The organism is Scopulibacillus darangshiensis (assembly GCF_004341035.1).
Lineage (GTDB): Bacteria > Bacillota > Bacilli > Bacillales > Sporolactobacillaceae > Scopulibacillus > Scopulibacillus darangshiensis.
This window is the reverse complement of record NZ_SLXK01000005.1, coordinates 65,271-88,341: the sequence shown is the minus strand read 5'-3', so window position 1 is coordinate 88,341 and position 23,071 is coordinate 65,271. Positions and strand designations below refer to the sequence as shown.

Below are 23,071 nucleotides of genomic sequence, written 5' to 3'. Positions count from 1 at the left end.
TTGGATTTTTTCTATAATAAGGGGATGAAAATATGATACATGATGAGATGATTTTAGAGAAAAACATAGCTTGTAAAATGCGTGATGGCACAATGCTTTACAGCGACATTTACCGGCCGAACCGCGCAGGGCAATTCCCGGTATTATTGACCCGACTGCCTTATAATAAAAATCTTCCTTTTTATTCCCATCGCTATCTCGATACGAATAGACTTGTCAGTCATGGTTATGTTGTTATCATCCAGGATGTCAGAGGCAGATATCGTTCGGAAGGGGACTTTCAGCCGTTTATGAACGAGGCTGAAGATGGCTACGATACAGTGGAATGGGCTGCTTCATTACCTTACTCGTCTGGAAAAGTTGGCATGTTTGGGTTATCATATTATGGTTTTACCCAACTCATGGCGGCAACAGAACGGCCGCCCCATCTTCATGCGATTTTCCCGGCAATGACACTGAACGATCAAAGAGATGCGGTGTTATATCAAAACGGTGCTTATGCTTTGGCATCATCTGAAACCTGGGCACTCGAATCAATCGCTCCAGATCAACTGTTACGAAAAAATAACGATAAAACATCCTGCAACAAAGCGATGGAAAAATGGTCTGAATACCTGAACGGGATTGGCGAGTTGTATCAACACTTTCCTGTAAATGAATGGCCGCCTTTGAGAGAGCTTGGTGTTGCCGACTTTTTCTATGAGTTTCTTGAACGTCCATTGGAAGAAGAGGGATTTTGGCAAGCCTCAAGCATAAAACACAAATATGATCGTATTAACGTTCCCGCTTATCATGTCGGCGGATGGTATGACAGTCTGCTTGGTCCGACCATCAGAAATTATATTGATATGAAGGGAAAAGCGGATGGGGACTTGGCAAAAGCCAATCAAAAATTAATCATCGGGCCATGGGCTCATGGTGATTTCGGTTCGGTGATCGGCGAAAGGTCTTTCGGTGTTCACGCATCAGAAGATTGGATTGACGGAAAAGAAGATTTGACCAGCCTTCATTTGCGCTGGTTCGATCATTGGCTCAAAGGTATGGATGCTGGCAATTTTGAGGATGCGCCAGTGAAAATTTTTGTGATGGGAATAAATAAATGGCGTGATGAAGCTGAATGGCCGTTATGCAGAACAAGGTATACACCATTTTATTTCCATGGCGGCGGCCGTGCCAACACAAAACATGGTGATGGAAGATTATCAATGGAGGAACCGGGCGATGAACGCGCCGATCATTTCGTTTATGATCCTAATAAGCCTGTTCCGACAAACGGAGGCGGCACTCTATACGCCGGCGTCAACACGACAGGACCCCGTGATCAAAGCCATGTTGAAAAAAGAGAAGATGTCCTTGTGTTTACCTCCGAGATTTTAAAACAGCCTGTAGAAGTTACCGGTCCCATTAAGGTTGTTCTATGGGCCAAGACGGATGCAAAGGACACAGATTTTACAGCTAAGCTCGTGGATGTTCTTCCTGATGGAACAGCCTTTAATTTGGCAGATGGTATTGTCCGAGCAAAATACAGGCATGGGAATAGCCGGGAAACGGAGCTTGAAGAAGGAATCGTGAAGTATGACATTGATTTGTGGGCTACAAGCAATGTGTTTCTTCCCGGACATTGTATTAGGGTTGAGATATCATCAAGCAATGCCCCGCGCTTTCTACCCAACCCTAATACTGGCTCTTCGTTAATAAATAGCTCCGAAGTTCTCATGGCTAACCAGACAATTCATCATTGCGAAAACTACCCATCCCATATCCTGCTCCCTATTATTCCTGATGTTCACAGGGCTTGACCCTGTGAATGTTCTTCTTTTGAAAAGAGGGGTCTGACCCCTCGGGGTCAGACCCCATTATTCATGTTTAAACGACAATAATTTGATGTTACCTGGATCAATGGAGAATGTCATAGTTTCAGTGCCATATGGCGGGTCATGCGGGCTTTCATAAGTCGTTACCCGGACCGTCACATTAAAACCGAAGCCGTCTTCAGGAAGTCTGTCGACGTCCAGCACTTCCGCATCGGACAAAACAAATTGTTTTTTTGGTTGGTCCAAATGCTCATCGATCGCTTGATTCATATAAGGTGTAAGCATAGTGAGCATCGTATCCTTATATGATTCCGCTGAGATGGCAGGTTCGCCTTTTGCCATGCCCAATAATGGATAGGAACACATGACAAGGCTAATCACTAAAGTAACAAAAAGCTTCTTCATCATATTTATCACCTTTTATTTAAATAAAGTTTGTGTTCTCTTTATAGATTGGTCTAATTTTCCATAAAATATTCATTTAAAATAGGGGTCTGACCCCTGGGGGTCAGACCCCCTATTTTTCCGTAACCTTTTTGTTACCCTTTCTGCCCCTATTATTTCTATACTTTTGTTAAAGGAAATTAATAAAGATGACAGACGAGGAGTTGCAATAATGGAAAAGAGAATGGTAATCGGTTTATCCGCACTTGTGGTCCTAACAATAGCTTCGGGTTTCTATGGTTTTTATTTGGTGCATTCATTTGAGACTGTTGTGGGTCATGTCTTTACCGCTTTTACACCCGAAGACAGCATTTCAAAAACTTTTGTTAATGGAAATGATTAAAGCATCGATCCCCTATCATGTCGTATGTTATACTACCTGACTAGAGCCAGTTTCTTTTTTTATGTAAAATATTAGGATCGCAACCGTAAAGATAGGGGACGCTAGGATGTTTCAAAAGACAATCATAGTAGGCATAGTCGGTGTTTTAGTGTGTGTACTATCGGGGTGCAGTGTGACGGAACCTCCAGCATCACTGATCAAAAAGCCTCATTTAACGGAAAACAAGGCGGCTATTCAGACAGCAGTTAAAGAAAATATGCCAAAAAAAGCGAAGTTGATCGCTCCTTTGGATTCAAAACATAAGGAAAAAATCATTCTTTCTGATTTGGACCATGATGGTCATAAAGAAGTTATTTTCTTTTATACTGACGGGTACTCACCGGTTCATGTGGCTGTTTTAAAACAAACGGGTCATAAATGGAAAAAGGAAGTTGATTACAAATCAGATAGTCAAAACATAGATGACTTTATTCTAAAAGATGTCACACATGATCACAAACCGGAACTGCTCGTCGGTTATAGGCATGATGCTTATGACGAAACCGGCTTTACCTATCCGGATAACAAATTGGCTGTCTACCAGTTCAAGGATAAGAAGCTAAAGGAAATCATGAAAACAAAGTATTCGAACGTTGTGGTGAATGATCTGAATCAGGACGGGCAGAACGATGTGACCATTGTTTATAATAAAAAGCGTAAAGAAGCGAGCGCGGCCGTTTATCAATATAATAATGGGAAAATGCAAAAGCTTTCTGCGCTTAAGCTTGATCCAAACGTCAACGGTTACTTGTCGGTCAAAGTTGGCAACATCTCGGAAAAGAAAAAGGGGCTTGTGATTGACGCGGGTGTTGGGGCGCATAGCAGTTTTACCCATCTCTTTTATTTTAAAGGCGGAAAGCTCGTGTCATACAAGGAAAATGATAAGCTATTTAATCCGAACACAATGGAAAGTAAGGACGCCAATCATGATGGTATCATCGATATTGGCTTTTCTGTGACACCGAAAGGCTGGGAAGATGAGGCATATGCCTTTGTCCCTTTTTTAACCGAATATAAAGAGTGGTCTCCTTCCGGACTGCATCTCATTCAAGAAAGCTATGATAATTACGGACTTTCCCTTTCAATTGTCTTTCCAAAAAAGTGGCAAAATAATGTCACGATCAAAAGGGGCAGCCTTAAGCATCATATAACTTTTATAACAAAAAATAAGCAGGAGACTCTCCTAAAAGTGTATTGGTTTAAGAAAAATAAGTGGCACGAAAGTGAAAAGTGGATAAAGGCGGGGGAATCAGATGAATATGTCTACGCTGTTCCCAACATAGATAAGTATAAAAAATATATCAATGCCATTCATGTTATCGATTGATTGGTAAGGTTGTTGTATGAGGTGAGTTGATGGTTCGAATCATGGTTGTTGAAGATGAAATGTCGATCCGCAGTTTTATAGTATTAAATTTAAAACGTTCAGGATTTGATGTTGTCGAAGCGGAATCAGGTGAAGAAGCGCTCGATTATCTTAAATCCGGGCCCATGGTTCATATCATGCTGCTTGACGTGATGCTGCCGGAACTAGATGGTTTTACTGTCTGCAAAAGAGTCAGGGCCGTCAATGACAAAATGGGGATCATCATGCTGACGGCAAAAGTTCAGGAGACCGATAAGGTGAATGGACTGACCCTAGGAGCAGATGATTATATTTCCAAGCCGTTCAGTCCAGTAGAAATGGTTGCACGGGTAAAATCCCTTATTCGGAGGCTGAAACTGGGAACAAATAAGGACGAGAATTTGTCATCGGGACCGTTCATTCTTTTATTAAATGAGGGAAGACTATTAAAAAATGGTGAAACCATTGAATTAACGCCGACGGAATATGACATTCTGCTGAGGCTGATGGAAAATAACAATCAATCACTGACACGAGATGAACTGCTTGATGATGTATGGGGTAAAACCTACGTTGGCGACACCAAAATTGTTGATGTCAATATCCGCAGGCTTCGCCAAAAAATTGAGGACGATCCGTCTCATCCTGAATTTATTAAAACACATTGGGGCAGAGGTTATATGTGGGATGGAGAACGGCAATGATTCGCAGAGTCGTTCTTTATTTTATGGCAGTTATTATCTTAACTTTAATACTGGTTGAGACAATTTTTGCAGTCGCCATCCATCGCTATTATTATGATGGCATTGAAAAAACCCTGATCTCACACGCGGAGACGTCCAAAGATTTATACGAAAAGTTTGGCGCAAATGGGACATCGCAGGAGGAAGTTGCTCCTTATAGTTATGTCCTGGAAACCTTTAAATACAAAGGGGCGGAGCTGCAGTTAGTAAACAAATCCGGTCAAATCATTTCTTCAACAACGGGATTTAAGGATGATAAGGCTATTAATCTTGATCCGCGGCTAAAAGAGGGTAAAACAAGCTCACATGTTGAAAGACTGCCTAACACGAACGAAAAGATTATGACTGTTTATTTTCCAGTGAAAATCAATCAGGACTTATATATTTTGCGTTATATGACATCGTTAAAATCTGTTGACCATGTTCTCTTTTATATATACCTAGGTGCCATTTTAATTGGCTTATGTATTGCGGTGTTTGTATTTCTGGTCAGCCTGCGCTTGGCACAATCTATTGTTAATCCGATCAAACATATCATTTCTGTTGCCTCTCATATGGCGAAGGGGAATTTTACGAACAGAGTGACTGTGGAGTACAAGCATGAGCTGGGTGACTTATCCAAAACATTAAATTATATGGCTGATGAGATTCAAAAAACAGATCAATTAAAGAATGAATTTATTTCATCCATATCCCATGAGCTGCGGACGCCTTTAACAGGGATTAAGGGCTGGGGTGAAACGATGCTGATTGATCCCCATATAGACGGGAAGGAAATGAAGCAGGGATTGACAGTGATAACAAATGAAACGGAACGATTAATGGCTATTGTAGAGGACCTTTTGGATTTCTCTAAATTTCAGGCAAACAAAGTCCGATTGTACAAAGAAAGGATCAGGTTAGATGATGTCATCAGCCAATCCATTGATTCACTAAGAATTAAAGCGGAAAAAAAGGGGTGTCATTTGATATCCCAACGATTAAATGGTGTCATTATTGAAGGTGATGAAAACCGCTTGAAACAGGTGCTTATCAATATCATAGATAATGCAATAAAGTTTGCTTATAAAGAGACAGATATTCATATTATGCTCGAGGAAAATGACAATCAGGTCGGAATCATTGTAAAGGATAAAGGTGAAGGCATCGAAGAACAGCATCTGCCATATTTAACGCGGTCATTTTATCAAGTAAAGGCTCTTGGCAAGGGATCCGGATTAGGCCTTTCCATTTGTAAAGATATTATCCACTTGCATGGCGGCGAACTGGATATCCAAAGTGTCCCTGCTGACGGCACGACAGTAACGGTTACCTTGCCAAAAGGAGATATATGATTAAAGCCAGACCCGATTAAGCTGAGGGGGTCTGGCTTTCCTATTCTAGTGTTCGTGCCGCTTAAAAGGCCACCAGTTGGCTTTTCCAAAAATGCGGACCATAACAGGTGTGAACAATGGCAGCATAAGCAGCGCATATAATACGAGACCAATAATAATGATCGTCGCAATTTCAATCAGCGACATGACGCCTGAAGGCAGCATAGCGGCGAATGTCCCGCCTAATATGACTGCCGCGGAAATAATTACTGTGCCCATATTGCGCATCGACTCAAGCATGGCATCCTTGACAGGGATGTCACGATATTCATTGAAACGGTCCATTAAGAAAATGCTGTAATCGACACCAAGCGCAATCAACATGACAAAGGCAAAGAACGGGACTGCCCAGCTAATGCCGCTAAAGCCCATTATATCTTCGAAAACCGTCTCAGCGATCCCCATCGACGTGTAATACATAAGGACAAGTGAAGCAATCACATAAAGCGGCATGATAAACGATCGGAACAAAGCAACAAGAATCAATCCAATGCCAATCAGCATTAAAATCATGGTCCGGGAATAATCATCCTTCGAAATGCTTCTTAAATCAGCGTAGGTGCTTGTGACACCGCCGATGCCAACTTTGGCATTTTCCAACTTGGTACCATCTGTTATCCGTTTGACAGCAGCTTTGATATCATCAATTTGGTTTAAAGCTTCTGTTGAATATGGATTTTCTTTGAAAATGACATCCATAGTTGTGACTTTCCGATCAACAGACATATAGGCATCCAGTGCGTTTTTAAATTGTTTGTTTTCCAAAGCCTCATCAGGGATATAAAAGCCTGAAAGGGAGCTATTCGATTTCGATAGCTCATTTAGATAATCATGAGCGGAATCAAGACCACCAGACACTTTATTTAAACCGTCAACACTTTTCTTTAATCCGTGTGTTAATTGGCCAATCTGGTCACCAAGCGGAGAGAAACCTTGTTTTAATTGCCTTTGGCCCTGATTGATGCCATTAATGCCATTTTCCAAATCGGGCAATTTACTGTTGATTTGTCCTTGGCCGGCGGCTGCTGTTTCAATGCCTTTTTGCAGGCTGTTCATACCATCCACAAGCTTTTGCAGGCCGTTTGTTAACGCCTTCTGGCCAGCAATAACCTTAGCAAACCCTCTATTCGCTTCATTCATATGTGCAGAGAAGGCGTTCAAACCGGTTGTCAATTGCCGGAATTGCTGATCAAGCGCCTCAATGTTGCCATTTGCTTGACGGGCGGCTTGAGACACAGCTTGATAATCGGGATCATCTCTTATATCGGGATATGTTTTGCCCAGATCTTTCAGATGATTGTTCACGGTTGCTATACTTTTATCAATATTTTTTAGTTCCGGTTTAATATTTTGGTAGCTTTCATTCACTTGGTTATTCAGTTGGGTCACCGTTTTCCCCATTTCCTGATAACCCTTTAATAATCTCTGGCTTTCTTTCAATAGGGCATTTGCGGCTGCTTGACTGCTCTTAAGTCCATTTGTTAGAGATTTAGCCCCCTCATTACTTTTCTCCAGACCAGCCTGCAATTGATCAAGTCCATTGCCGAGTTTGACTATACCGTCTTTGAGTGATGATGTGCCGTCAATCAAATCATCGATCCCATCTGTTGCCTGATTAAGCTGAGGTTCAGATTTGGAAAGCTCGCCGGCTGCATCATCAAGGCTGCTGGCAATTTTGTTGACAGCATCCGTGGTACTTGTCAAGCCTTCATCTAGTGTTTTAGCCTGATAAGGGACGAGAAAATCTTTAATCGGTTTGCCCGTTGGCTGGGTGACGCTGCGAACGGTATCAACGCCATCTATCTTTTTGACCTCCCTTGTAATCGCCTCAATTGTCTGAAGATACGGACGCTGATCCATCCTGTCATCATTTTTTATAACAATCTTGGTCGGCATCGATTTGCCTGGTCCGAAATTATTTGCGATGATATTAAAACCTTTAACCGAATGATAGCTGTCACCGATTTCACTCAAGGAATTAAATGATAGATCACCATTATATTTGAAAAGAAAGGGGACAATGATGACGGCGACGATCAACAGAGCAATCAGCGATCTTGTGAGGGCGAATTGTCCGACCTTATCCCAAAACCTGCTCTGCTTATGCTTGAGTGAGCCTTTGGCTGGCCAAAAAAGCTTTGTTCCCAAAATAGACATAAGAAAAGGAACAACCGTCACCAATGCAAGAATTAAGATAACAATACCGATCGCAACGCCTGCTGCAGACTGATAAATGCTGAACGTTGACAAGCCGATCGTGGAAAAGCCGATTAATACTGCAAGACCACTGAAAAAGACAGTTCGGCCGCCGTGGCGATAAGTGGCTATAATAGCCTCATTCACCGTCTCATGCTTCGGCAGTTCTTCTTTAAATCGGCTGAGCAGCAGGATACAATAGTCTGTGCCAATCCCAAACAAGACGGCCACTAAAAAGATTTGGGTAAAGTTTGAAAGCGGAAAGTCATAAGCCTGAGCAAAGAAAGCGACAATTGATTGCGAGATAATAAAACTAATGCCGACCGCAATTAATGGGATGAGCGGCGCTACCAATGAACGGAAAACAAAGAATAATACGATTAAAATAAATACAACCGTAATCCATTCTGTTTTATGCAGGCCATCCTGAGCACTTGTGGCCATATCCTCATCAATCATCCAACTGCTCGTGTAATAATGATCAACGCGGACATTATCAATCGCTTTATAAAGCGCATCGGTAACATCTGCCGCCTGTCGGTTTTTCTTATCAATGCTCAATGAAACAAGAATCGTCTTGCCATTTTTGGAGACAAGCTCTTTCTTCAAATCCGGCTGGTCAAAATGGGTGGTAACAGATGTAATGCCAAGCTCACTTTTTTTATCTTTTAACTCCTTAATTGCCTTTTTGGTTTCGCTAATATCTTTTTTGGATAATCCGTTATCATCATAAAAGACGAGGGCAACAGATGATGTATTACCTGTTCCTTCTTTTTCATGCATCTCTTTTAAAATATGCTGGGCTGTAGATGATGAATAGCCTTCAGGAATGTCTGCCTGCCCTTTTTCACGGACAAGCTTTGAGATATTTGGTGCAGTTATAATTAGTGCAGCGATTGCGACTACCCAAATCAACACCACGAGCCACTTTGCTTTAAGTATGAATCTCATTTCTCTGCACCCTCCGACATGTCTAAAATTTGCTTATCAAGTATTTTTTCAAGTTTTTCAAATGTATTCAGGAAGAGCTCAATTTCTTTAGGTTCAAATTGTGTGATGAATGAGCCGACTAGGGCATGAATCTTGTCTTCACATTGCTTATAAATTTCTTCCCCATAGTCTGTTAAAGATAAGTAGATGACGCGGCGGTCATTTTGGTCGCGTCTTCTTGTGATCATTTTTTTATCAATGAGTCGATTAATAATGGCTGTTATCGCACTTTTTTTCACCAAAAAGGCTTCAGCTAACTGTGTACTAGTGCTTGGGCCAAAATGTTTGATGTGTCTAAGTGTGGCGTGCTGCTCGGTCGTCAGTTCTTCGCCGATTTCTCCACGCATTAGGAGTTGAGCCTTTTTGTGGACGGCAAACTGGACCCTTTCATAGCGTTCAACCAACTTTTCCGTGATTTTGTTATCCATATCCATCACCCCCTTATATTTAGTTTAATTATTTAATAGTTCACTTGTTTAACTATATGACGAACTGACCGCCCAGTCAACATAAAAGTAGGGCAAAATCATAAAATAAAAAACGGCAAGAAGAGGAAACAAACCTCATCTTGCCGCAGGGTTAAAATAATCTTTCATAAACCTCATTTAATTGAGTTAAGCGAACATCATCTTGACCGGTTTTCGCATAATCCATTTCTTTTGTTAGAATGCCGTTTAAATAAAGTTGTTCCTCCTCGCTTAATGATTCCACAAAAGCCTTTTCGTCCGGATAATGTCCGGCAACAAGCTGCCGGTAAAGGGACACGGCTTTGACATCATCATCAATCCAATTGGATAAGGATTCCATTAAATAATCTAATGTATGATCATCAAACATTTGTGCCATTGATTAAACCCTCCTATCATGTTTTTCTTAGGTTTTGCCTTTTTATCACTCATTAGTCACCTTAGTGTAAATAGCTTATGTAATGAGCAAATTAAGGGGCAGCGGGGCTTAGTCATGCTAAACTTGATATGAGTTTCTAGATTTAAGGAGGACATTGGAATTGAAACCATTAAATATTGATGTAAAAAAAACGGCATTGGTCGTTATTGACCTTCAAGAAGGGATTGTCGGCTTGAAGGGGGAGCCGTTTGATTGTAAAGAGGTGCTTGAAAAAAGTGTCCGGCTTGCCGATGTTTTTCGGGAAAAAGGCGGGTTTGTCACACTTGTGCATGTCGATTTCCTTGATGGACAGGATGCCTTGAAGCCGCAAACTGACAATGATAAAATACCGTCCGGCGAAAGGCCGGAAAATTTTGCAAAAATAGTCCCCGAGTTAGGTCCAAAGGATGGTGACCTTGTTGTAACTAAACGCCAGTGGGGCGCATTTTTCGGAACGGATTTGGACCTTCAGCTTCGCCGCCGGGGAATCGATACCATTATACTTTGCGGGATTGCAACTAATATCGGTGTCGAAACAACAGCTAGGGAAGCTTTCCAACGGAATTACGGGCAAATTTTTGTCATTGATGCGATGACGGGATTAACGAAGGAAGAACATAACCATACGGAAAAATATCTTTTTCCTAAAATGGGCAGAGTCCGCAAAACAGAAGATATTTTAAATGAATTATGATAGGGTGAAGGGGCTTTGCTAATACTAGTAAGGTCCTTTTTTTTATGAGCAGCATTTCCATAACTTCTTATGTTGCCCAATTACAAGGTGGATGATTGTTAAGTATTTGTAAAGGATTATAAAATCAATTGTAAATTCGACACGATTTGCTAAAATTAAAAAGGCTGATGAATTAATACTTTTATTTGTGAGGTGGGTTTTTCGTGTTATTTCCATCAAAGAATGATAAGTTTTTGGGCATGCTTTCCACTATTGCTTTAAATTTGGAGGAAGCCGCAAAATACTTTGTAGATTTTAAAATTAAAAATCTCGATGATCTTCGTGAGTTTTCCAGGGTCATGAAGGATTATGAGAAAAAGGGTGATACGTATATTCACGAGCTGATCGTCGCGCTTAACAAAACGTTCATTACTCCGCTTGAGCGTGAGGATATTCTCGCTCTGGCAATGAAGATGGATGATGTCCTTGATGGATTTGAACAATGGTCAACAAGATTTGAAATATACAACTTAACTCGTGCTGACGAGTATATGGTTAAATTTGTTGATATTTTGCTTGAAGCATCTAAAGAAATCGCTGAAGCGACTACGCTGCTTAATAAGAAGAAGCTTTTTAACATCCGCAACAATGTGATTAAAATCAATGATTATGAATCGGAATGTGACGAGTTGCTGCAAGACAGCATCAGAAATTTATTTGAATATGAAAAAGATCCTATTAACATTATTAAATATAAAGAGCTTTACGAAATGCTTGAAGAAATTGCCGACAGCTGTGAAGATGTCGCCAATACTTTAGAAACCATCATTATGAGAAACGCATAAGAGGGAGCTCTGATTTATGGATAGTTTGCTCATCTTAACTATACTCATCGTTGTTTTTGCATTGCTGTTTGATTTTATAAATGGATTTCATGATACGGCTAATACTATTGCAACATCGGTGTCCACCCGAGCATTGAAACCGCGGGTTGCCATCCTATTAGCTGCATCAATGAACTTCATCGGCGCATTAACTTTTACCGGGGTAGCCAAAACGATTGGCAAGGGGATTATTGACCCTTTTACGATTGAAAACGGCTCGATAATTGTACTAGCCGCCTTAATATCCGCAATAATATGGAATCTTGTCACATGGTATTTCGGCATTCCAAGCAGTTCTTCACATGCGATTATCGGAGCATTGGCAGGTGCCGGCATTTCTGCACTAGGCTTCGGAGCGATTAACTATCATGGCTTTTTCGGCATTATTGAAGCCCTAATTATCTCGCCAATCATTGCACTTGCAGGCGGATTCATTATCATGACCATCTTTGGTTATGTGTTCAAAAATTTCAGTTTATCGAAAACGAATCAGGGTTTTCGGATATTTCAAATATTTACAGCTGCTCTGCAATCCTTTACACACGGAACAAACGATGCGCAGAAGGCAATGGGTATTATTACGCTGGCGCTTATATCAGCTAATTACCATTCATCAATGGATATTCCTATGTGGGTGCGTATCTCATCTGCGGTGGCAATGGCTATCGGTACATCAATCGGCGGTTGGAAAATTATTAAAACCGTTGGCGGTAAAATTATGAAAATAAAACCTGTCAATGGCGCCGCTGCTGATCTATCTTCAGCAATAATCATTTTTGGCTTTACTTTTCTCCATTTACCCGTGAGCTCAACACATGTTATCTCATCTTCGATCATGGGTGTCGGCGCTTCAGAACGCGTTAAAAAGGTAAAATGGGGCACTGCAAGAAGCATTGTCATTACATGGGTTATTACCCTGCCTATTACCGCCGTGCTAGCTGCTGTTATTTATCAATTATTAGCATTATTTTCCTAATATTTCCAGTTCGAGGTCTGCCACTTTGGCAGGCTTTTTTTATTTGGGAGAGAATAGCTGTTGTGGCTGGGGCTAGAGAGGTTGGGCGGTAAACCGAGAAAAAGGGGTGAGCGCGGGCATGAAAATAGCCCATCGGCGGGGAAAAAGGAAAGTTGCGGGCACGCAAACGTTTGGATTGTGCCCGTGAACGGGGAAAATAGGCGCCAGCGGTAACGAAAAAGAGCTAATCGTGCCCGAGGGCCGGGAAAACAGGCGTCAGCGGTAACGAATAGAGCTAATCATGCCCGAGATCCGGGAAAACAGGAGCCAGCGGTAACGAATAGAGCTAATCGTGCCCGAGGGCCGGGAAAACAAGCGTCAGCGGTAACGAATAGGTTTTAATTTGTGATTGGATACCGGTAAAAGGCCAATGCCAGCTTATACACAGGTATTAATTATGATGTCAATTGGAAGAGTGATGGTTTTTAGAGATAGTAAGAGGATCTGCCTTTTAAGACAACTTCAAACCTCTTCGAAAGCACCCTGCGAATGGTTTTCTTCGATGAAATAATTTTACACCAATCATGGATGGCGTTTGTGGTCACTTTTTTATCAGGAAAAAGTATTTTATACTCTTCCACACATCTTAAAATGGCAGCGTCTGTATTTTCCCTACATCCGCACTTTTTGCATATTAAGGTGTCATTATTGAAATCGGTCAGAAAAGTGTTGCAGTTAGCACAGGGTACACCTTTTTCGAGTTGATCATAATGATAGACGGGAAGTTTTGTGTAAGGTGACTCCTTTAAATGGGCAGATAATAACTGGTTGCTAAGCCTTGAGTGTCCCTCATTTAATTTTGATGGTTTCTTGTTTATTTTGTTCAAAAATCGATTCAACTGTGTTGGAAAAATAATGGGCAAGTTTGGTGAGGATTGATATAGGTGAAACTCGGGGTGTATGAAGATGAGATATGCTTCAATCGGTACGTTAGAGCCCAGGTCTTGTAGTAATCGCCGGAATAAACTTTCATTCCGTTTCAACTGAAGTAATGGATTCTTTATTTCGTCTCCCGATATTGTGTACCACTGATTGTTTTTGGTATAAAAATCACCTTCATAATTTTTCACATCGAAAAGGTAGGTCACCTCTTGAGATATCACTATCGTATCGATTTGAAAAACAGTATTGCTTTTTTCAAATAATAAGTCATTTAGAATAAGCCAATCATTGGAGCATTTTTCGAGCCGCATATCAAACTTTTGCTCGCCCTTAAACCCTTTCGCAAGGCCTCGATAGTAGTTCAAATCTTTGGCCGATAAACTTGTTCGGGCATGTAGGTATCTGTACAATTTTAATTCCAGTGGTTCATAGCGCGGTTTAACAAGCATTTTTTGATCCAACTTTCTTGATTCCCTCCATTTTAAAATTTTATAAAATACCACCGTTGAAGGGCGTGCCTGCCCTCGACTAACCTCCTTTTATGCAAAAGTTTTAAAATACCCTTTGCTTAAAGCCCCTTAGGCATTTTATTAATCACCGTTTATTTCCAAATTTCTTATGCTTCCCTTAAAGGCTGTCCCTCCAACATGCTCCCTTCAATTTCCCGATGTTGTCATCCAAAAATTCCTTCAAAGCCGGATCGGCGGAAGGGTCCTCAAGATCGTCTAATGTGAGGGTAATGATTTTGGCATCACGCCAATCCATTATAATCAGCTGCATCTGTCCGGCAACCCACTGTCTTTCCATCACGGTATAACGAACCAATCCTATCACCACCACTTTATTTTCATTTTAAAGGGAACAAATGTTCCTGTAAAGGGTTTTTAAACAGGGGATTATCATGTATAATGATCTTTAGAATGATTGACCAAGGAGACTATTTTATGCAAAAGTTAATGTTAATTGACGGCATGGCGCTGCTTTTTAGGGGATATTTTGCCACAGCTTACCGCGGCTCTATTCGGAGAACAGAACTGGGAGTGCCCACAAACGGTGTGCATTGGCTTATCAGGTATATGTGGCAGGCGATGAAGGTTGTGAACCCGACACATATCATTTGCTGCTGGGATACTGAGAAGCCAACCTTCCGCAAGGAGATGTTTGATCAATACAAAGCGAACAGGTCTGCCCCGCCAGAAGACCTTATTCCACAATTTCAGCTGGCGAGAGATGTTGTTGAAAGTATTGGTATTGCAAATGTAAGCCTTGAGGGATACGAAGCTGATGATGTGATGGGGACAATCGCCAAGACATACAGTAAGGCTATGGAAGTTGATATCCTTACTGGTGACCACGACACCCTTCAGCTCGTCGATGATAATATTCACGTCATTATTATGGAAAAAGGCTTTGGTAATTTCAAAAGGTATACCTCAGAAGTCCTGTTTGAAGAGAAAGGCCTGACGGCTGAACAGATTGTTGATTTGAAAGCTCTGATGGGCGACCGAAGTGATAATTATCCTGGGGTGCCTGGGATCGGGGAAAAAACAGCATTGAAGCTGCTTCACGATTTTGGAAACGTAAATGACATTTTAAAAAATCAAAGCGTGTTATCAAAAGGCGTTAGAGGAAAACTGGAAAAGGGTATAGAAATGTTGGCATTATCAAAAGAGCTTGCTACAATTGCATGTAACGCTCCGGTGAAAATTGAATTAGAAAAAGCTGTATGGCACATGGATGTCAAGCGAGTTAATGACATGTTTGATATTGTTGAATTTAAATCATTATTGGGGGAACTTCATGAGGTCCATCAATCAATACAGGAAGCACATATAAGGATCGCAACCGGTCGTAAGGTAAACTGATTACCCAAAAGATCTGTTATGACAGAAGCCCTATGTTTTGGCGGAATTTATAAAAGGTGAACATGGTTTGCCACTTTGCATGCTTTTAAGCTTTTTTTGCTGATAGTGCTGGAGGAGCTGATCAAGTTCCTGACTGCAAAGCAGGGCCTTGGTTGAAGTAAGACCATATTGATTAACCATATTAATTAGCTGCTGTCGTTTTTTTTCGATATCAGTCTGATGCATTAGAGGGCTCCCTTCTCATTCCCTAAAAGCTTTTTATCAATAATTTGAATAGTTGATAATATTATCGTACAAACCAACAAAAAGTTAAAGCTTTTCGCCCATAATTGTCAATAATCGACAAAAAAATTTCAGGTTTTGATTATCTTTTTCGACAATAATTTAAAAGATGGCAGTTTTAATCCATTTGACACAATCATAATAAAAGGTGACTATGATAAACTAAGGGATATAAAGCGCTTACTTATGCAAAGAAAGGCAGTATTAGGGGGATTTTTTTTGAAAAAGGTTACGATGGATGATGTCTTAAATAAAGATATAATGGAATTGATCATACCAGGCGATAAAGTCGCACATGTCCAAGTTGATAACCCCTTGGAACATGCCTTATTGGTCCTGGTGAAAACAGGGTATTCAGCGATTCCTGTATTGGACCCCTCATATAAATTGAGAGGTGTGGTCAGCAAGACGCTGATTTTGGACTCTATTTTTGGTATGGAACGGATTGAATTTGAAAAATTAAGCGAGCACAAAGTCTGGGAAGTAATGAATGACACGCCGCCTGTTCTTAAGACTAACGAAAGCTTCCTGGATGCTATCAAGTTATCGATTGACCATACGTTTTTATGCGTAGAGGATCAGTACGGTGCCTATCAAGGGATCCTAACTAGGAGTGCGCTGTTGAAATACTTAAATCATTACCTAAGGGATAATAAGAATAAAGAATCCGCCTGCCTTGAAAGCTAATGGTCATTAAAAAAACCCGCCATGTGGCAGGTTTTTTTTACTTTGCTTTTCGAGGCTGAACAAGGCGCCTGCGCTTTTCTTTACACATCTTTCTGATATAATGACAAACATACTAGAGATGATCGGGAGAAGATATAAAATGAATCAAGCAATGCAGGAAGGGGAAAAGAGACAAACGAATCGCCCGCTTGTCCTTCTTTCCCTAATATTAGGGATGTTTATGGCGGCTATCGAGGGGACTATTGTTGCAACAGCGATTCCGGATATTGTTGGAGATCTGGGAGGATTTTCATTATACAGCTGGGTTTTCTCCGCCTATTTATTAATGAATGCCCTAACGATTCTTATTTATGGCAAACTGGCTGATCTGTTTGGAAGAAAACCAATATTTATATTTGGTGTGATTGTATTTTTGCTTGGTTCCCTATTGGCGGGATTCGCCCCTTCAATGAAGCTGTTAATATTGTTTCGATTTATTCAGGGTTTTGGAGCTGGGGCGGTTCAGCCGATCGCTCTGACCATTGTCGGCGATCTTTATACCATGGAGGAACGGGCAAAGATTCAGGGGTACCTTTCAAGTGTCTGGGGTATTTCTGCCGTCATTGGACCCGCTTTAGGCGGTGTTTTCGTTGAATATCTTGATTGGGCTTGGGTTTTTTGGATGAATATTCCTCTTGGTATTTTGTCGCTGATTGGGACAATCTTTTTCTTTCATGAAAATCTGAATCAGGCAAAACACAAAATTGATTATAAAGGTTCAATATTGTTGTTTATAGCCATATCTTCCGTGATGGTCGTTCTGATTCAAGGAGGGGTCGTTTGGTCATGGCTGTCAGCGCCAACGATCCTGCTTGTTATTATTTTCATATTAGCTATGATTCTATTTATCTTACAAGAGAGGAAAGCGGTGGAGCCGATTGTGCCGCTGTCAATTTGGAAAAACCGCCTGATCGCCATTGCTAATTGTGTCAACCTAACTTCGGGTATTGTTTTAATTGGCCTGTCAAGCTTCCTGCCGGCCTTTGTTCAAGTAGTTATGGGTAAATCAGCGGTGGTCGCCGGTTTTACCTTAACAGCCATGTCAATTGGCTGGCCGATTGCCTCAACAGTAACAGGGAAATTGTTAATAAAGTATGGGTATAAAACCTTGGCTGTCATCGGCGGCTATGCACTGGTTATTGGAGGAGTTTTCTTTGTTCTTTTGGATCCGGCCAAGGGCCCATTATGGGCCGGAATCGGTTCTTTTATCATCGGTGTCGGTATGGGGATGATAAGTACGACATTTATTGTGTCAATACAAAATAGTGTTAAGTGGGAGCTGCGCGGTGTCGCAACCGCTTCGAACATGTTTATGAGAATGATGGGAAGTGCTGTTGGCGCGGCATTCCTGGGCGGCATCCTTAACTCAGAGCTTAAGTCCTTTATTCATAAAAAAGGCGCCGGAGAGCATTTATCGATCGATTCAGCAAATCAATTGTTAGGCCAAAGCGGTGATGCCAATTTGAGCGCGCCGGCGATGAACCTCTTAAGAGAGGGGTTAACAGGAGCCCTTCATCATGTTTACATGGGTGTATTTATTTTTGCCGTTATTTCTTTGTTATTAATATTAATCATTCCAAAGAAAAGAGCCTAGGCTTTTTTCTTTGGATGAACAATCACTTTTTGCAATAATTCAATCCGGTTGCCAAAAGGATCTCGGAATGAAAATCTGTCGACATTTGGAATAGGGGTCTCGTTCTTTATCGGGATGCTTTTTTGATTAAGTAAAGTCCGGGCTTCTTCAATGTCAACAACTTCAAAAGCGACATGCCGTTTACCTAACTCTCGCGTCATGTTTTCAACGCCGATATGGAGCTGCAGAGGACCGATTTGATACCAAAGACCGCCTTTAGGTTTGAGAGCGTCCGGTTTTTCTATTTCCGGCAGGCCTAATATATCGGAATAAAATTTTCTTGCCTTGTTCTCATTCCCTGGTGGAATACAGACCTGCACATGATCAATCGCTTTGATTAACGCGCACATTTAAATCGCCTCCTAAATAAATTCGAAAATAAGCTGAATAATAAAGAACGAGGTCATTATCTTTCTCAATTCCTATCATATGTGAATTTTAGTAAAAAGAAAAATTGATTGTTTTTATTAATTGCAATAAGTTAAACTTATAGAAGAAAAAGATATAAAGAGGGAAAAGACATGCAACGGTCTGATTTACAAATTATTTCAGTATTAGCCGAAGAAGGCAATATGCGGAAAGCGGCTGAAAGATTATTTGTCTCCCAGCCCGCTTTAAGCCAGCGGCTCCATAGTATCGAAATGGATTGGGACACCAAAATATTTGTGCGGTCAAAACGGGGTCTGGCACTGACCGCTGCCGGGGAAAAAATTGCCGCGTACGCCAGTGAAACACTTAGCCGAGAAGAGGATGTCAAAGAAATAATTGCCTCTAACGATACCGAGGTATATGGTACGCTAAAACTTGCCGTTACCTCAATCATTGGACAATATTGGCTTCCGGAAGTGTTAAAGCGTTTTGTTGAAAAACACCCGCTCGTCAAAATTTCACTTGTAACAGGGTGGTCAAGTGAAATCCTTCAGCACATGTATGAAGCGGATTGCCACATTGGCATTATCCGAGGCGATCCAAAATGGCGCGGGGAAAAAATCCATCTCTTTTCAGACGCTCTCCACCTTGTCGATAAGAGCATGTCATCTATAGAAGAACTGGGTAAAAGTGATAAAACTTATATTCAATTCCGAAGCGATTCGACTTATTTTCAAGAGATTCAGGAATGGTGGCATCATCAGTTTGCCAAACCGCCACAAAGAACCATGATTGTCGATCAAATTGAAACATGCAAACAAATGGCCCTTCACGGCATTGGCTATGCCATTTTGCCATCCATTAGCTTGACCGAACGGGATAATGTGTATAAGATTCCCCTTCAGGATAAATACGGCAAACCCCTAACCCGGGATAACTGGCTTTTGTGCCATGAGGAAGCACTCGAGCACAAACAGGTAAAGGCATTCATCGATATGCTAAGGGAATGATTAGACTTTAGGGAAAAAGTTCGATAATATACGATACATGATAACAAATTACTAAAAAATTCAGGAGGCATTAATAACTATGAAAATGATGGACGCAAATGAAATTATTTCTTTTATACAGAACAGTGAGAAATCAACACCTGTTAAGGTATACATAAAAGGTGATTTAGAAACTATTGATTTCGGCGCAGAGACTAAGACGTTTATAACCGGCAATTCAGGTGTTTTGTTTGGCGAATGGAAAACCATTAAATCGGTTCTCGAATCAAATCAAGATAAAATAGAAGACTACGTTTTGGAAAATGACCGCAGACATTCCGCCATCCCAATGCTTGATTTGAAAAAAGTACAGGCAAGAATTGAGCCGGGTGCCATCATCCGTGATCAGGTTGAAATAGGCAAGAACGCTGTTATCATGATGGGTGCTGTCATTAACATTGGTTCAGTTGTCGGAGAAGGCACGATGATTGATATGAATGTGGTCCTCGGCGGCCGGGCGACAGTAGGAAATAATTGTCACATTGGAGCTGGTGCTGTTTTGGCTGGTGTGGTTGAACCCCCTTCGGCACAGCCGGTCATGATTGAAGATGACGTTGTTGTCGGAGCAAATGCCGTTATCTTAGAAGGTGTGACTGTAGGTAAGGGTGCTGTTGTCGCTGCGGGCGCGGTGGTAACAAATGACGTGCCGGAAAACGCGGTTGTAGCCGGAACACCTGCGCGCATTATTAAGCAAATGGATGACAAAACCCGTTCTAAAACAGAAATTAAGCAAGAACTGCGTCAATTAATCGAAGACTAAGGGGAGAAGCAAAAATGGAGAAATGGGCAGAACTTGACAAGCAATTTCTTATGCCCACATACCAGACATTAAAATTACCCATCGCCATCCATAAGGGCGAGGGTAATTATTTATATGATACAGACGGTAAGGCCTATCTTGATTTGTTCACAGGCCTTGCAGTCAATGTGGTCGGGCATTCACATCCCAAAATTGTTCAGACGTTGAAAGAACAAGGCGAGCGGTTTTTGCACATTTCCAATGTGTACTTGAATCCACCTGCGATAACGCTCGCAAAAAGGTTATCGGAAGCGACAACAGGGGGGAAAGTCTTCTTCACCAATTCAGGTGCTGAAGCAACCGAGGCAGCGATTAAACTGATTCATAAATATCGCATGAAACAGGCTCCCGAACGTGATGGCATTGTTGTGCTTAAAAGAGGGTTCCACGGCAGAACACTTGGAGCGCTTAAACTAACGCGCCAACCCCATGTCTATCAAGATTTTCCGCTTCCTGATTATAAAATAATTGAAATTGAGCCTGAGAATATTGAAGAATTAAAGGCGGCTATGAAAGAAAAACCGCTCGCTGTGCTAATGGAGCCGGTTCTTGGCTCAGCTGGTGTCTATCCGCTATCCAAAGAGTATCTTCAAGAAGTCCAAGAAATCTGTAAACAGGAAAATGTTCTTCTTTGCATGGATGAAATTCAAACAGGCATGGGAAGAACCGGGACATTATTTGCATATGAACAAGCAAGTATTCAGCCCGATATCATTCTCTTTGCAAAAGGGGTCGGCGGCGGCTTGCCGCTCGGCGGTGTCATCGCTAAACCCGAATTTTCAAATTTATTTGGTCCGGGTGACCACGGAACAACATTCGCCCCTTCACCGTTAAGCTCGGCATTAGGAAACACAGTGCTCGATCTTTTGGTGAAAGATGGGCTTCTAGAAAAATCAAGAGGGGTATCCGAATATCTTTGGTCAGAGCTGAATAGATTGAAAGCTGACTATGATGTCATTAATGAGCTGCGCGGAAAAGGTTTTATGGTTGGCATTGTTCTTAATGGGGAACCTGAGACCGCCCGTAACCTCCGTTTGAAAATGCTCGAGGAAGGCATTTTAATTGATCTTACCCAAAAAACAATCATTCGGTTGTTGCCGCCTTTAACACTTGAAAAAGAGGATGTTGACCGATTCATCACAGCATTAAAGAAATATCTTTAATTACACTTAAGGAAGTTGATTTGAATGGATTATATCGGGATCAGACGAGCACTTCACCAAATTCCAGAGCTTGGCTTTGAAGAATACAAGACACAAGCCTTTCTATTGAATGAAATTAACCATCTCCCCCAAGACAGACTAGAAGTAAAAACATGGCGGACAGGCATTCTTGTAAAAGTATTTGGGACAAAACCCGACAGGACATTAGGATATCGTTGTGACATAGATGGTTTACCTGTTCAGGAAGAGACCGGTTATTCTTTTAAGTCAGAACATGAAGGCTGCATGCATGCTTGCGGCCACGATTTCCATATGACCATAGCCCTTGGTTTATTGGAGAGGCTCACAACACATCCGATAAAGGATGATGTCATCGTTATTTTTCAGCCTGCCGAAGAGGGACCAGGCGGTGCTCTGCCAATGCTCCAAAGCGATGCCTTTCGTGCGTGGAAGCCTGACATGATCTTTGCTCTTCATATTGCTCCGGAATATCCGGCTGGGACGATTGCTATTAAAGAAGGGCTTTTATTTGCGAACACTTCCGAGTTATTTATTGATTTTAAGGGGACAGGCGGTCATGCTGCCTATCCTCATTTGGCGAATGATATGGTCGTTGCTGCCAGCGCCTTTGTCACACAGATCCAAAGCATTATTTCAAGGAGGCTTAACCCCCTTGATGCGGGTGTCATTACAATAGGCAAGATCACCGGAGGAACGAAACAAAATATTATCGCCGAACAGGCAAGAATTGAAGGGACGATCCGTGCGTTAAGCCCAGAATCAATGACAAGCATTAAGGATCAAATTGAAGCTCATATAGCTGGCATAGAAGCGGCTTATCAATGCCGCGCTGCTTTGGATTACGGTGCGAACTATTATCAGGTTTATAACAACTATGTGCTGACACGGAAGTTTATGGCGTTTTGCGAGAATGAAGGACACGGGCTGACGGTTTGTCCGGAAGCGATGACAGGGGAAGATTTTGGCTATTTTTTAAAAGAAATACCGGGTTTTATGTTTTGGCTTGGTGTTGATTCCGAATACGGTCTGCATTCATCAAGGCTAAAGCCAGATGAGCAGGCGATTGCAAAAGCCATAGAGGTTATTTTTGGATTTATGGCAAGCGGGGAACACAGTTAGAAAAATTGTGGAATAGCCTTTTAGAGTAATTGGGAAGCTAAAGGTCAAGGAGGTGTGATCATGGCAAAAATTGCTGTTGAACAATCTTTGACCAATGTTAAAGAAGCTCTGGAAGGCAAGGGTTATCAAGTTATCCCGCTTAAAACACATAATGATGCCCAAGGGTGCGATTGTTGTGTCATAACAGGCGGTGACGAAAATGTCATGGGTATTCAAAATGTGGTGACTCAAGGTCCGGTGATCGATGCTAGAGGGTTAAATGCTAATCAGGTATGCGAGGCCGTTGATTCACAATTAAGGTAGGCTAAAGGCAGCGCTCAATGCTGCCTTTTTAATTTACCCAATGACAAGTTTTCCCTGTTAGGTTATAATATCGATATCTTTGACGAGTTTAGTTAATCGGAAATAAGGAAATGAGT

General features: G+C 41.5%; 24 protein-coding genes. 16 read left to right on the top strand and 8 right to left on the bottom strand.

From position 1 onward, the window contains the following. Positions 1-32: 32 nt before the first annotated feature. A complete protein-coding gene (locus EV207_RS05640; protein WP_132744523.1) occupies positions 33-1,799 on the top strand; it encodes a CocE/NonD family hydrolase in 1,767 nt (588 codons plus the stop codon). 57 nt (positions 1,800-1,856) lie between these two features. On the opposite strand, the gene EV207_RS05635 is transcribed toward EV207_RS05640, so the two are convergent. Next, on the bottom strand, positions 1,857-2,222 hold the full coding sequence (locus EV207_RS05635) for a DUF3888 domain-containing protein (protein WP_132744521.1): 366 nt from the start codon (positions 2,220-2,222) through the stop codon (positions 1,857-1,859). Between the two features lie 208 nt (positions 2,223-2,430). Between EV207_RS05635 and EV207_RS22955 the strand changes: the two genes are divergently transcribed. The 4 genes from EV207_RS22955 (at position 2,431) to EV207_RS05620 (ending at position 6,062) form a co-directional block, all read left to right on the top strand. Then, on the top strand, positions 2,431-2,601 hold the full coding sequence (locus tag EV207_RS22955) for a hypothetical protein (RefSeq protein ID WP_165886841.1): 171 nt from the start codon (positions 2,431-2,433) through the stop codon (positions 2,599-2,601). Positions 2,602-2,707: 106 nt separating this feature from the next. Continuing rightward, a complete protein-coding gene (locus EV207_RS05630) occupies positions 2,708-3,967 on the top strand; it encodes a hypothetical protein (RefSeq protein ID WP_132744519.1) in 1,260 nt (419 codons plus the stop codon). Positions 3,968-3,996: 29 nt separating this feature from the next. After that, entirely contained in the window at positions 3,997-4,689 is a 693-nt protein-coding gene (locus tag EV207_RS05625) for a response regulator transcription factor (RefSeq protein ID WP_132744517.1), read from the top strand. Further along, complete coding sequence (locus tag EV207_RS05620) at positions 4,686-6,062, top strand: HAMP domain-containing sensor histidine kinase (RefSeq protein WP_132744515.1); 1,377 nt, start codon at positions 4,686-4,688, stop codon at positions 6,060-6,062. The genes EV207_RS05625 and EV207_RS05620 overlap by 4 nt, the downstream gene beginning before the upstream one ends. 45 nt (positions 6,063-6,107) lie before the next feature. Here the strand turns inward: EV207_RS05620 and EV207_RS05615 are convergent, their stop codons facing one another. The 3 genes from EV207_RS05615 to EV207_RS05605 all read right to left on the bottom strand — a co-directional run bounded on the left by EV207_RS05615 (position 6,108) and on the right by EV207_RS05605 (position 10,133). Further along, the gene (locus tag EV207_RS05615; RefSeq protein WP_132744513.1) at positions 6,108-9,248 is read right to left on the bottom strand and encodes an MMPL family transporter; all 3,141 of its coding nucleotides are present in this window, start codon (positions 9,246-9,248) and stop codon (positions 6,108-6,110) included. After that, complete coding sequence (locus tag EV207_RS05610; RefSeq protein WP_207902924.1) at positions 9,245-9,715, bottom strand: MarR family winged helix-turn-helix transcriptional regulator; 471 nt, start codon at positions 9,713-9,715, stop codon at positions 9,245-9,247. Before EV207_RS05610 ends, EV207_RS05615 begins: the two co-directional genes overlap by 4 nt. Positions 9,716-9,866: 151 nt before the next feature. Then, positions 9,867-10,133, bottom strand: coding sequence for a sporulation protein (locus EV207_RS05605; RefSeq protein WP_132744509.1), 267 nt, complete (start codon positions 10,131-10,133; stop codon positions 9,867-9,869). Between the two features lie 160 nt (positions 10,134-10,293). On the opposite strand from EV207_RS05605, the gene EV207_RS05600 reads away from it, so the two are divergent. The 3 genes from EV207_RS05600 to EV207_RS05590 all read left to right on the top strand — a co-directional run bounded on the left by EV207_RS05600 (position 10,294) and on the right by EV207_RS05590 (position 12,705). Then, positions 10,294-10,866 (top strand): hydrolase, encoded by a 573-nt coding sequence (locus EV207_RS05600; RefSeq protein ID WP_132744507.1) that lies wholly within the window; start codon positions 10,294-10,296, stop codon positions 10,864-10,866. Positions 10,867-11,069: 203 nt separating this feature from the next. Then, positions 11,070-11,690, top strand: a complete 621-nt coding sequence (locus EV207_RS05595) for a DUF47 domain-containing protein (RefSeq protein ID WP_132744505.1) — start codon at positions 11,070-11,072, stop codon at positions 11,688-11,690. 16 nt (positions 11,691-11,706) lie between these two features. Beyond that, entirely contained in the window at positions 11,707-12,705 is a 999-nt protein-coding gene (locus tag EV207_RS05590) for an inorganic phosphate transporter (protein WP_132744503.1), read from the top strand. 464 nt (positions 12,706-13,169) lie between these two features. On the opposite strand, the gene EV207_RS05585 is transcribed toward EV207_RS05590, so the two are convergent. Next, positions 13,170-14,087: a nuclease-related domain-containing protein gene (locus tag EV207_RS05585; protein WP_243646959.1), complete on the bottom strand. Its 918-nt coding sequence runs from the start codon at positions 14,085-14,087 to the stop codon at positions 13,170-13,172. 166 nt (positions 14,088-14,253) lie between these two features. After that, the gene (locus tag EV207_RS05580; protein ID WP_132744501.1) at positions 14,254-14,451 is read right to left on the bottom strand and encodes a hypothetical protein; all 198 of its coding nucleotides are present in this window, start codon (positions 14,449-14,451) and stop codon (positions 14,254-14,256) included. A gap of 119 nt (positions 14,452-14,570) precedes the next feature. Here EV207_RS05580 and EV207_RS05575 point away from each other — a divergent pair, with 119 nt between their 5' ends. After that, on the top strand, positions 14,571-15,491 hold the full coding sequence (locus tag EV207_RS05575) for a 5'-3' exonuclease (RefSeq protein ID WP_243646958.1): 921 nt from the start codon (positions 14,571-14,573) through the stop codon (positions 15,489-15,491). Positions 15,492-15,521: 30 nt separating this feature from the next. On the opposite strand, the gene EV207_RS05570 is transcribed toward EV207_RS05575, so the two are convergent. Further along, positions 15,522-15,716 carry an aspartyl-phosphate phosphatase Spo0E family protein gene (locus tag EV207_RS05570; RefSeq protein ID WP_132744499.1) on the bottom strand — a complete coding sequence of 65 codons (195 nt, stop codon included), beginning with the start codon at positions 15,714-15,716 and terminating at the stop codon, positions 15,522-15,524. A 276-nt stretch (positions 15,717-15,992) separates the two neighbouring features. On the opposite strand from EV207_RS05570, the gene cbpB reads away from it, so the two are divergent. Then, positions 15,993-16,460 carry a cyclic-di-AMP-binding protein CbpB gene (cbpB, locus tag EV207_RS05565; protein WP_341539793.1) on the top strand — a complete coding sequence of 156 codons (468 nt, stop codon included), beginning with the start codon at positions 15,993-15,995 and terminating at the stop codon, positions 16,458-16,460. A gap of 139 nt (positions 16,461-16,599) precedes the next feature. Continuing rightward, positions 16,600-18,093 (top strand): MDR family MFS transporter, encoded by a 1,494-nt coding sequence (locus EV207_RS05560; protein WP_243646957.1) that lies wholly within the window; start codon positions 16,600-16,602, stop codon positions 18,091-18,093. On the opposite strand, the gene EV207_RS05555 is transcribed toward EV207_RS05560, so the two are convergent. Further along, positions 18,090-18,482, bottom strand: a complete 393-nt coding sequence (locus tag EV207_RS05555; protein ID WP_132744497.1) for a VOC family protein — start codon at positions 18,480-18,482, stop codon at positions 18,090-18,092. The genes EV207_RS05560 and EV207_RS05555 overlap by 4 nt on opposite strands. Positions 18,483-18,653: 171 nt before the next feature. Between EV207_RS05555 and EV207_RS05550 the strand changes: the two genes are divergently transcribed. The 5 genes from EV207_RS05550 (at position 18,654) to EV207_RS05530 (ending at position 22,955) form a co-directional block, all read left to right on the top strand. Next, complete coding sequence (locus EV207_RS05550) at positions 18,654-19,511, top strand: LysR family transcriptional regulator (RefSeq protein ID WP_132744495.1); 858 nt, start codon at positions 18,654-18,656, stop codon at positions 19,509-19,511. Between the two features lie 79 nt (positions 19,512-19,590). Then, on the top strand, positions 19,591-20,310 hold the full coding sequence (dapD, locus tag EV207_RS05545; protein WP_132744493.1) for a 2,3,4,5-tetrahydropyridine-2,6-dicarboxylate N-acetyltransferase: 720 nt from the start codon (positions 19,591-19,593) through the stop codon (positions 20,308-20,310). 14 nt (positions 20,311-20,324) lie between these two features. After that, a complete protein-coding gene (locus tag EV207_RS05540; protein ID WP_132744491.1) occupies positions 20,325-21,512 on the top strand; it encodes an aspartate aminotransferase family protein in 1,188 nt (395 codons plus the stop codon). A 24-nt stretch (positions 21,513-21,536) separates the two neighbouring features. Next, entirely contained in the window at positions 21,537-22,652 is a 1,116-nt protein-coding gene (locus EV207_RS05535; protein WP_132744489.1) for an N-acetyldiaminopimelate deacetylase, read from the top strand. A 60-nt stretch (positions 22,653-22,712) separates the two neighbouring features. Next, the gene (locus EV207_RS05530) at positions 22,713-22,955 is read left to right on the top strand and encodes a YkuS family protein (RefSeq protein WP_132744487.1); all 243 of its coding nucleotides are present in this window, start codon (positions 22,713-22,715) and stop codon (positions 22,953-22,955) included. The last annotated feature ends 116 nt before the right edge of the window (positions 22,956-23,071 follow it).

Bases quoted from the DNA above. Each gene is read 5' to 3' on its own strand.
- EV207_RS05640 (WP_132744523.1), top strand. From the start codon at position 33: ATGATACATGATGAGATGATTTTAGAGAAAAACATAGCTTGTAAAATG.
- EV207_RS05635 (WP_132744521.1), bottom strand. From the start codon at position 2,222: ATGATGAAGAAGCTTTTTGTTACTTTAGTGATTAGCCTTGTCATGTGT.
- EV207_RS22955 (WP_165886841.1), top strand. From the start codon at position 2,431: ATGGAAAAGAGAATGGTAATCGGTTTATCCGCACTTGTGGTCCTAACA.
- EV207_RS05630 (WP_132744519.1), top strand. From the start codon at position 2,708: ATGTTTCAAAAGACAATCATAGTAGGCATAGTCGGTGTTTTAGTGTGT.
- EV207_RS05625 (WP_132744517.1), top strand. From the start codon at position 3,997: ATGGTTCGAATCATGGTTGTTGAAGATGAAATGTCGATCCGCAGTTTT.
- EV207_RS05620 (WP_132744515.1), top strand. From the start codon at position 4,686: ATGATTCGCAGAGTCGTTCTTTATTTTATGGCAGTTATTATCTTAACT.
- EV207_RS05615 (WP_132744513.1), bottom strand. From the start codon at position 9,248: ATGAGATTCATACTTAAAGCAAAGTGGCTCGTGGTGTTGATTTGGGTA.
- EV207_RS05610 (WP_207902924.1), bottom strand. From the start codon at position 9,715: ATGGATAACAAAATCACGGAAAAGTTGGTTGAACGCTATGAAAGGGTC.
- EV207_RS05605 (WP_132744509.1), bottom strand. From the start codon at position 10,133: ATGGCACAAATGTTTGATGATCATACATTAGATTATTTAATGGAATCC.
- EV207_RS05590 (WP_132744503.1), top strand. From the start codon at position 11,707: ATGGATAGTTTGCTCATCTTAACTATACTCATCGTTGTTTTTGCATTG.
- EV207_RS05575 (WP_243646958.1), top strand. From the start codon at position 14,571: ATGCAAAAGTTAATGTTAATTGACGGCATGGCGCTGCTTTTTAGGGGA.
- EV207_RS05570 (WP_132744499.1), bottom strand. From the start codon at position 15,716: ATGCATCAGACTGATATCGAAAAAAAACGACAGCAGCTAATTAATATG.
- EV207_RS05560 (WP_243646957.1), top strand. From the start codon at position 16,600: ATGAATCAAGCAATGCAGGAAGGGGAAAAGAGACAAACGAATCGCCCG.
- EV207_RS05555 (WP_132744497.1), bottom strand. From the start codon at position 18,482: ATGTGCGCGTTAATCAAAGCGATTGATCATGTGCAGGTCTGTATTCCA.
- EV207_RS05550 (WP_132744495.1), top strand. From the start codon at position 18,654: ATGCAACGGTCTGATTTACAAATTATTTCAGTATTAGCCGAAGAAGGC.
- dapD (WP_132744493.1), top strand. From the start codon at position 19,591: ATGAAAATGATGGACGCAAATGAAATTATTTCTTTTATACAGAACAGT.
- EV207_RS05540 (WP_132744491.1), top strand. From the start codon at position 20,325: ATGGAGAAATGGGCAGAACTTGACAAGCAATTTCTTATGCCCACATAC.
- EV207_RS05535 (WP_132744489.1), top strand. From the start codon at position 21,537: ATGGATTATATCGGGATCAGACGAGCACTTCACCAAATTCCAGAGCTT.
- EV207_RS05530 (WP_132744487.1), top strand. From the start codon at position 22,713: ATGGCAAAAATTGCTGTTGAACAATCTTTGACCAATGTTAAAGAAGCT.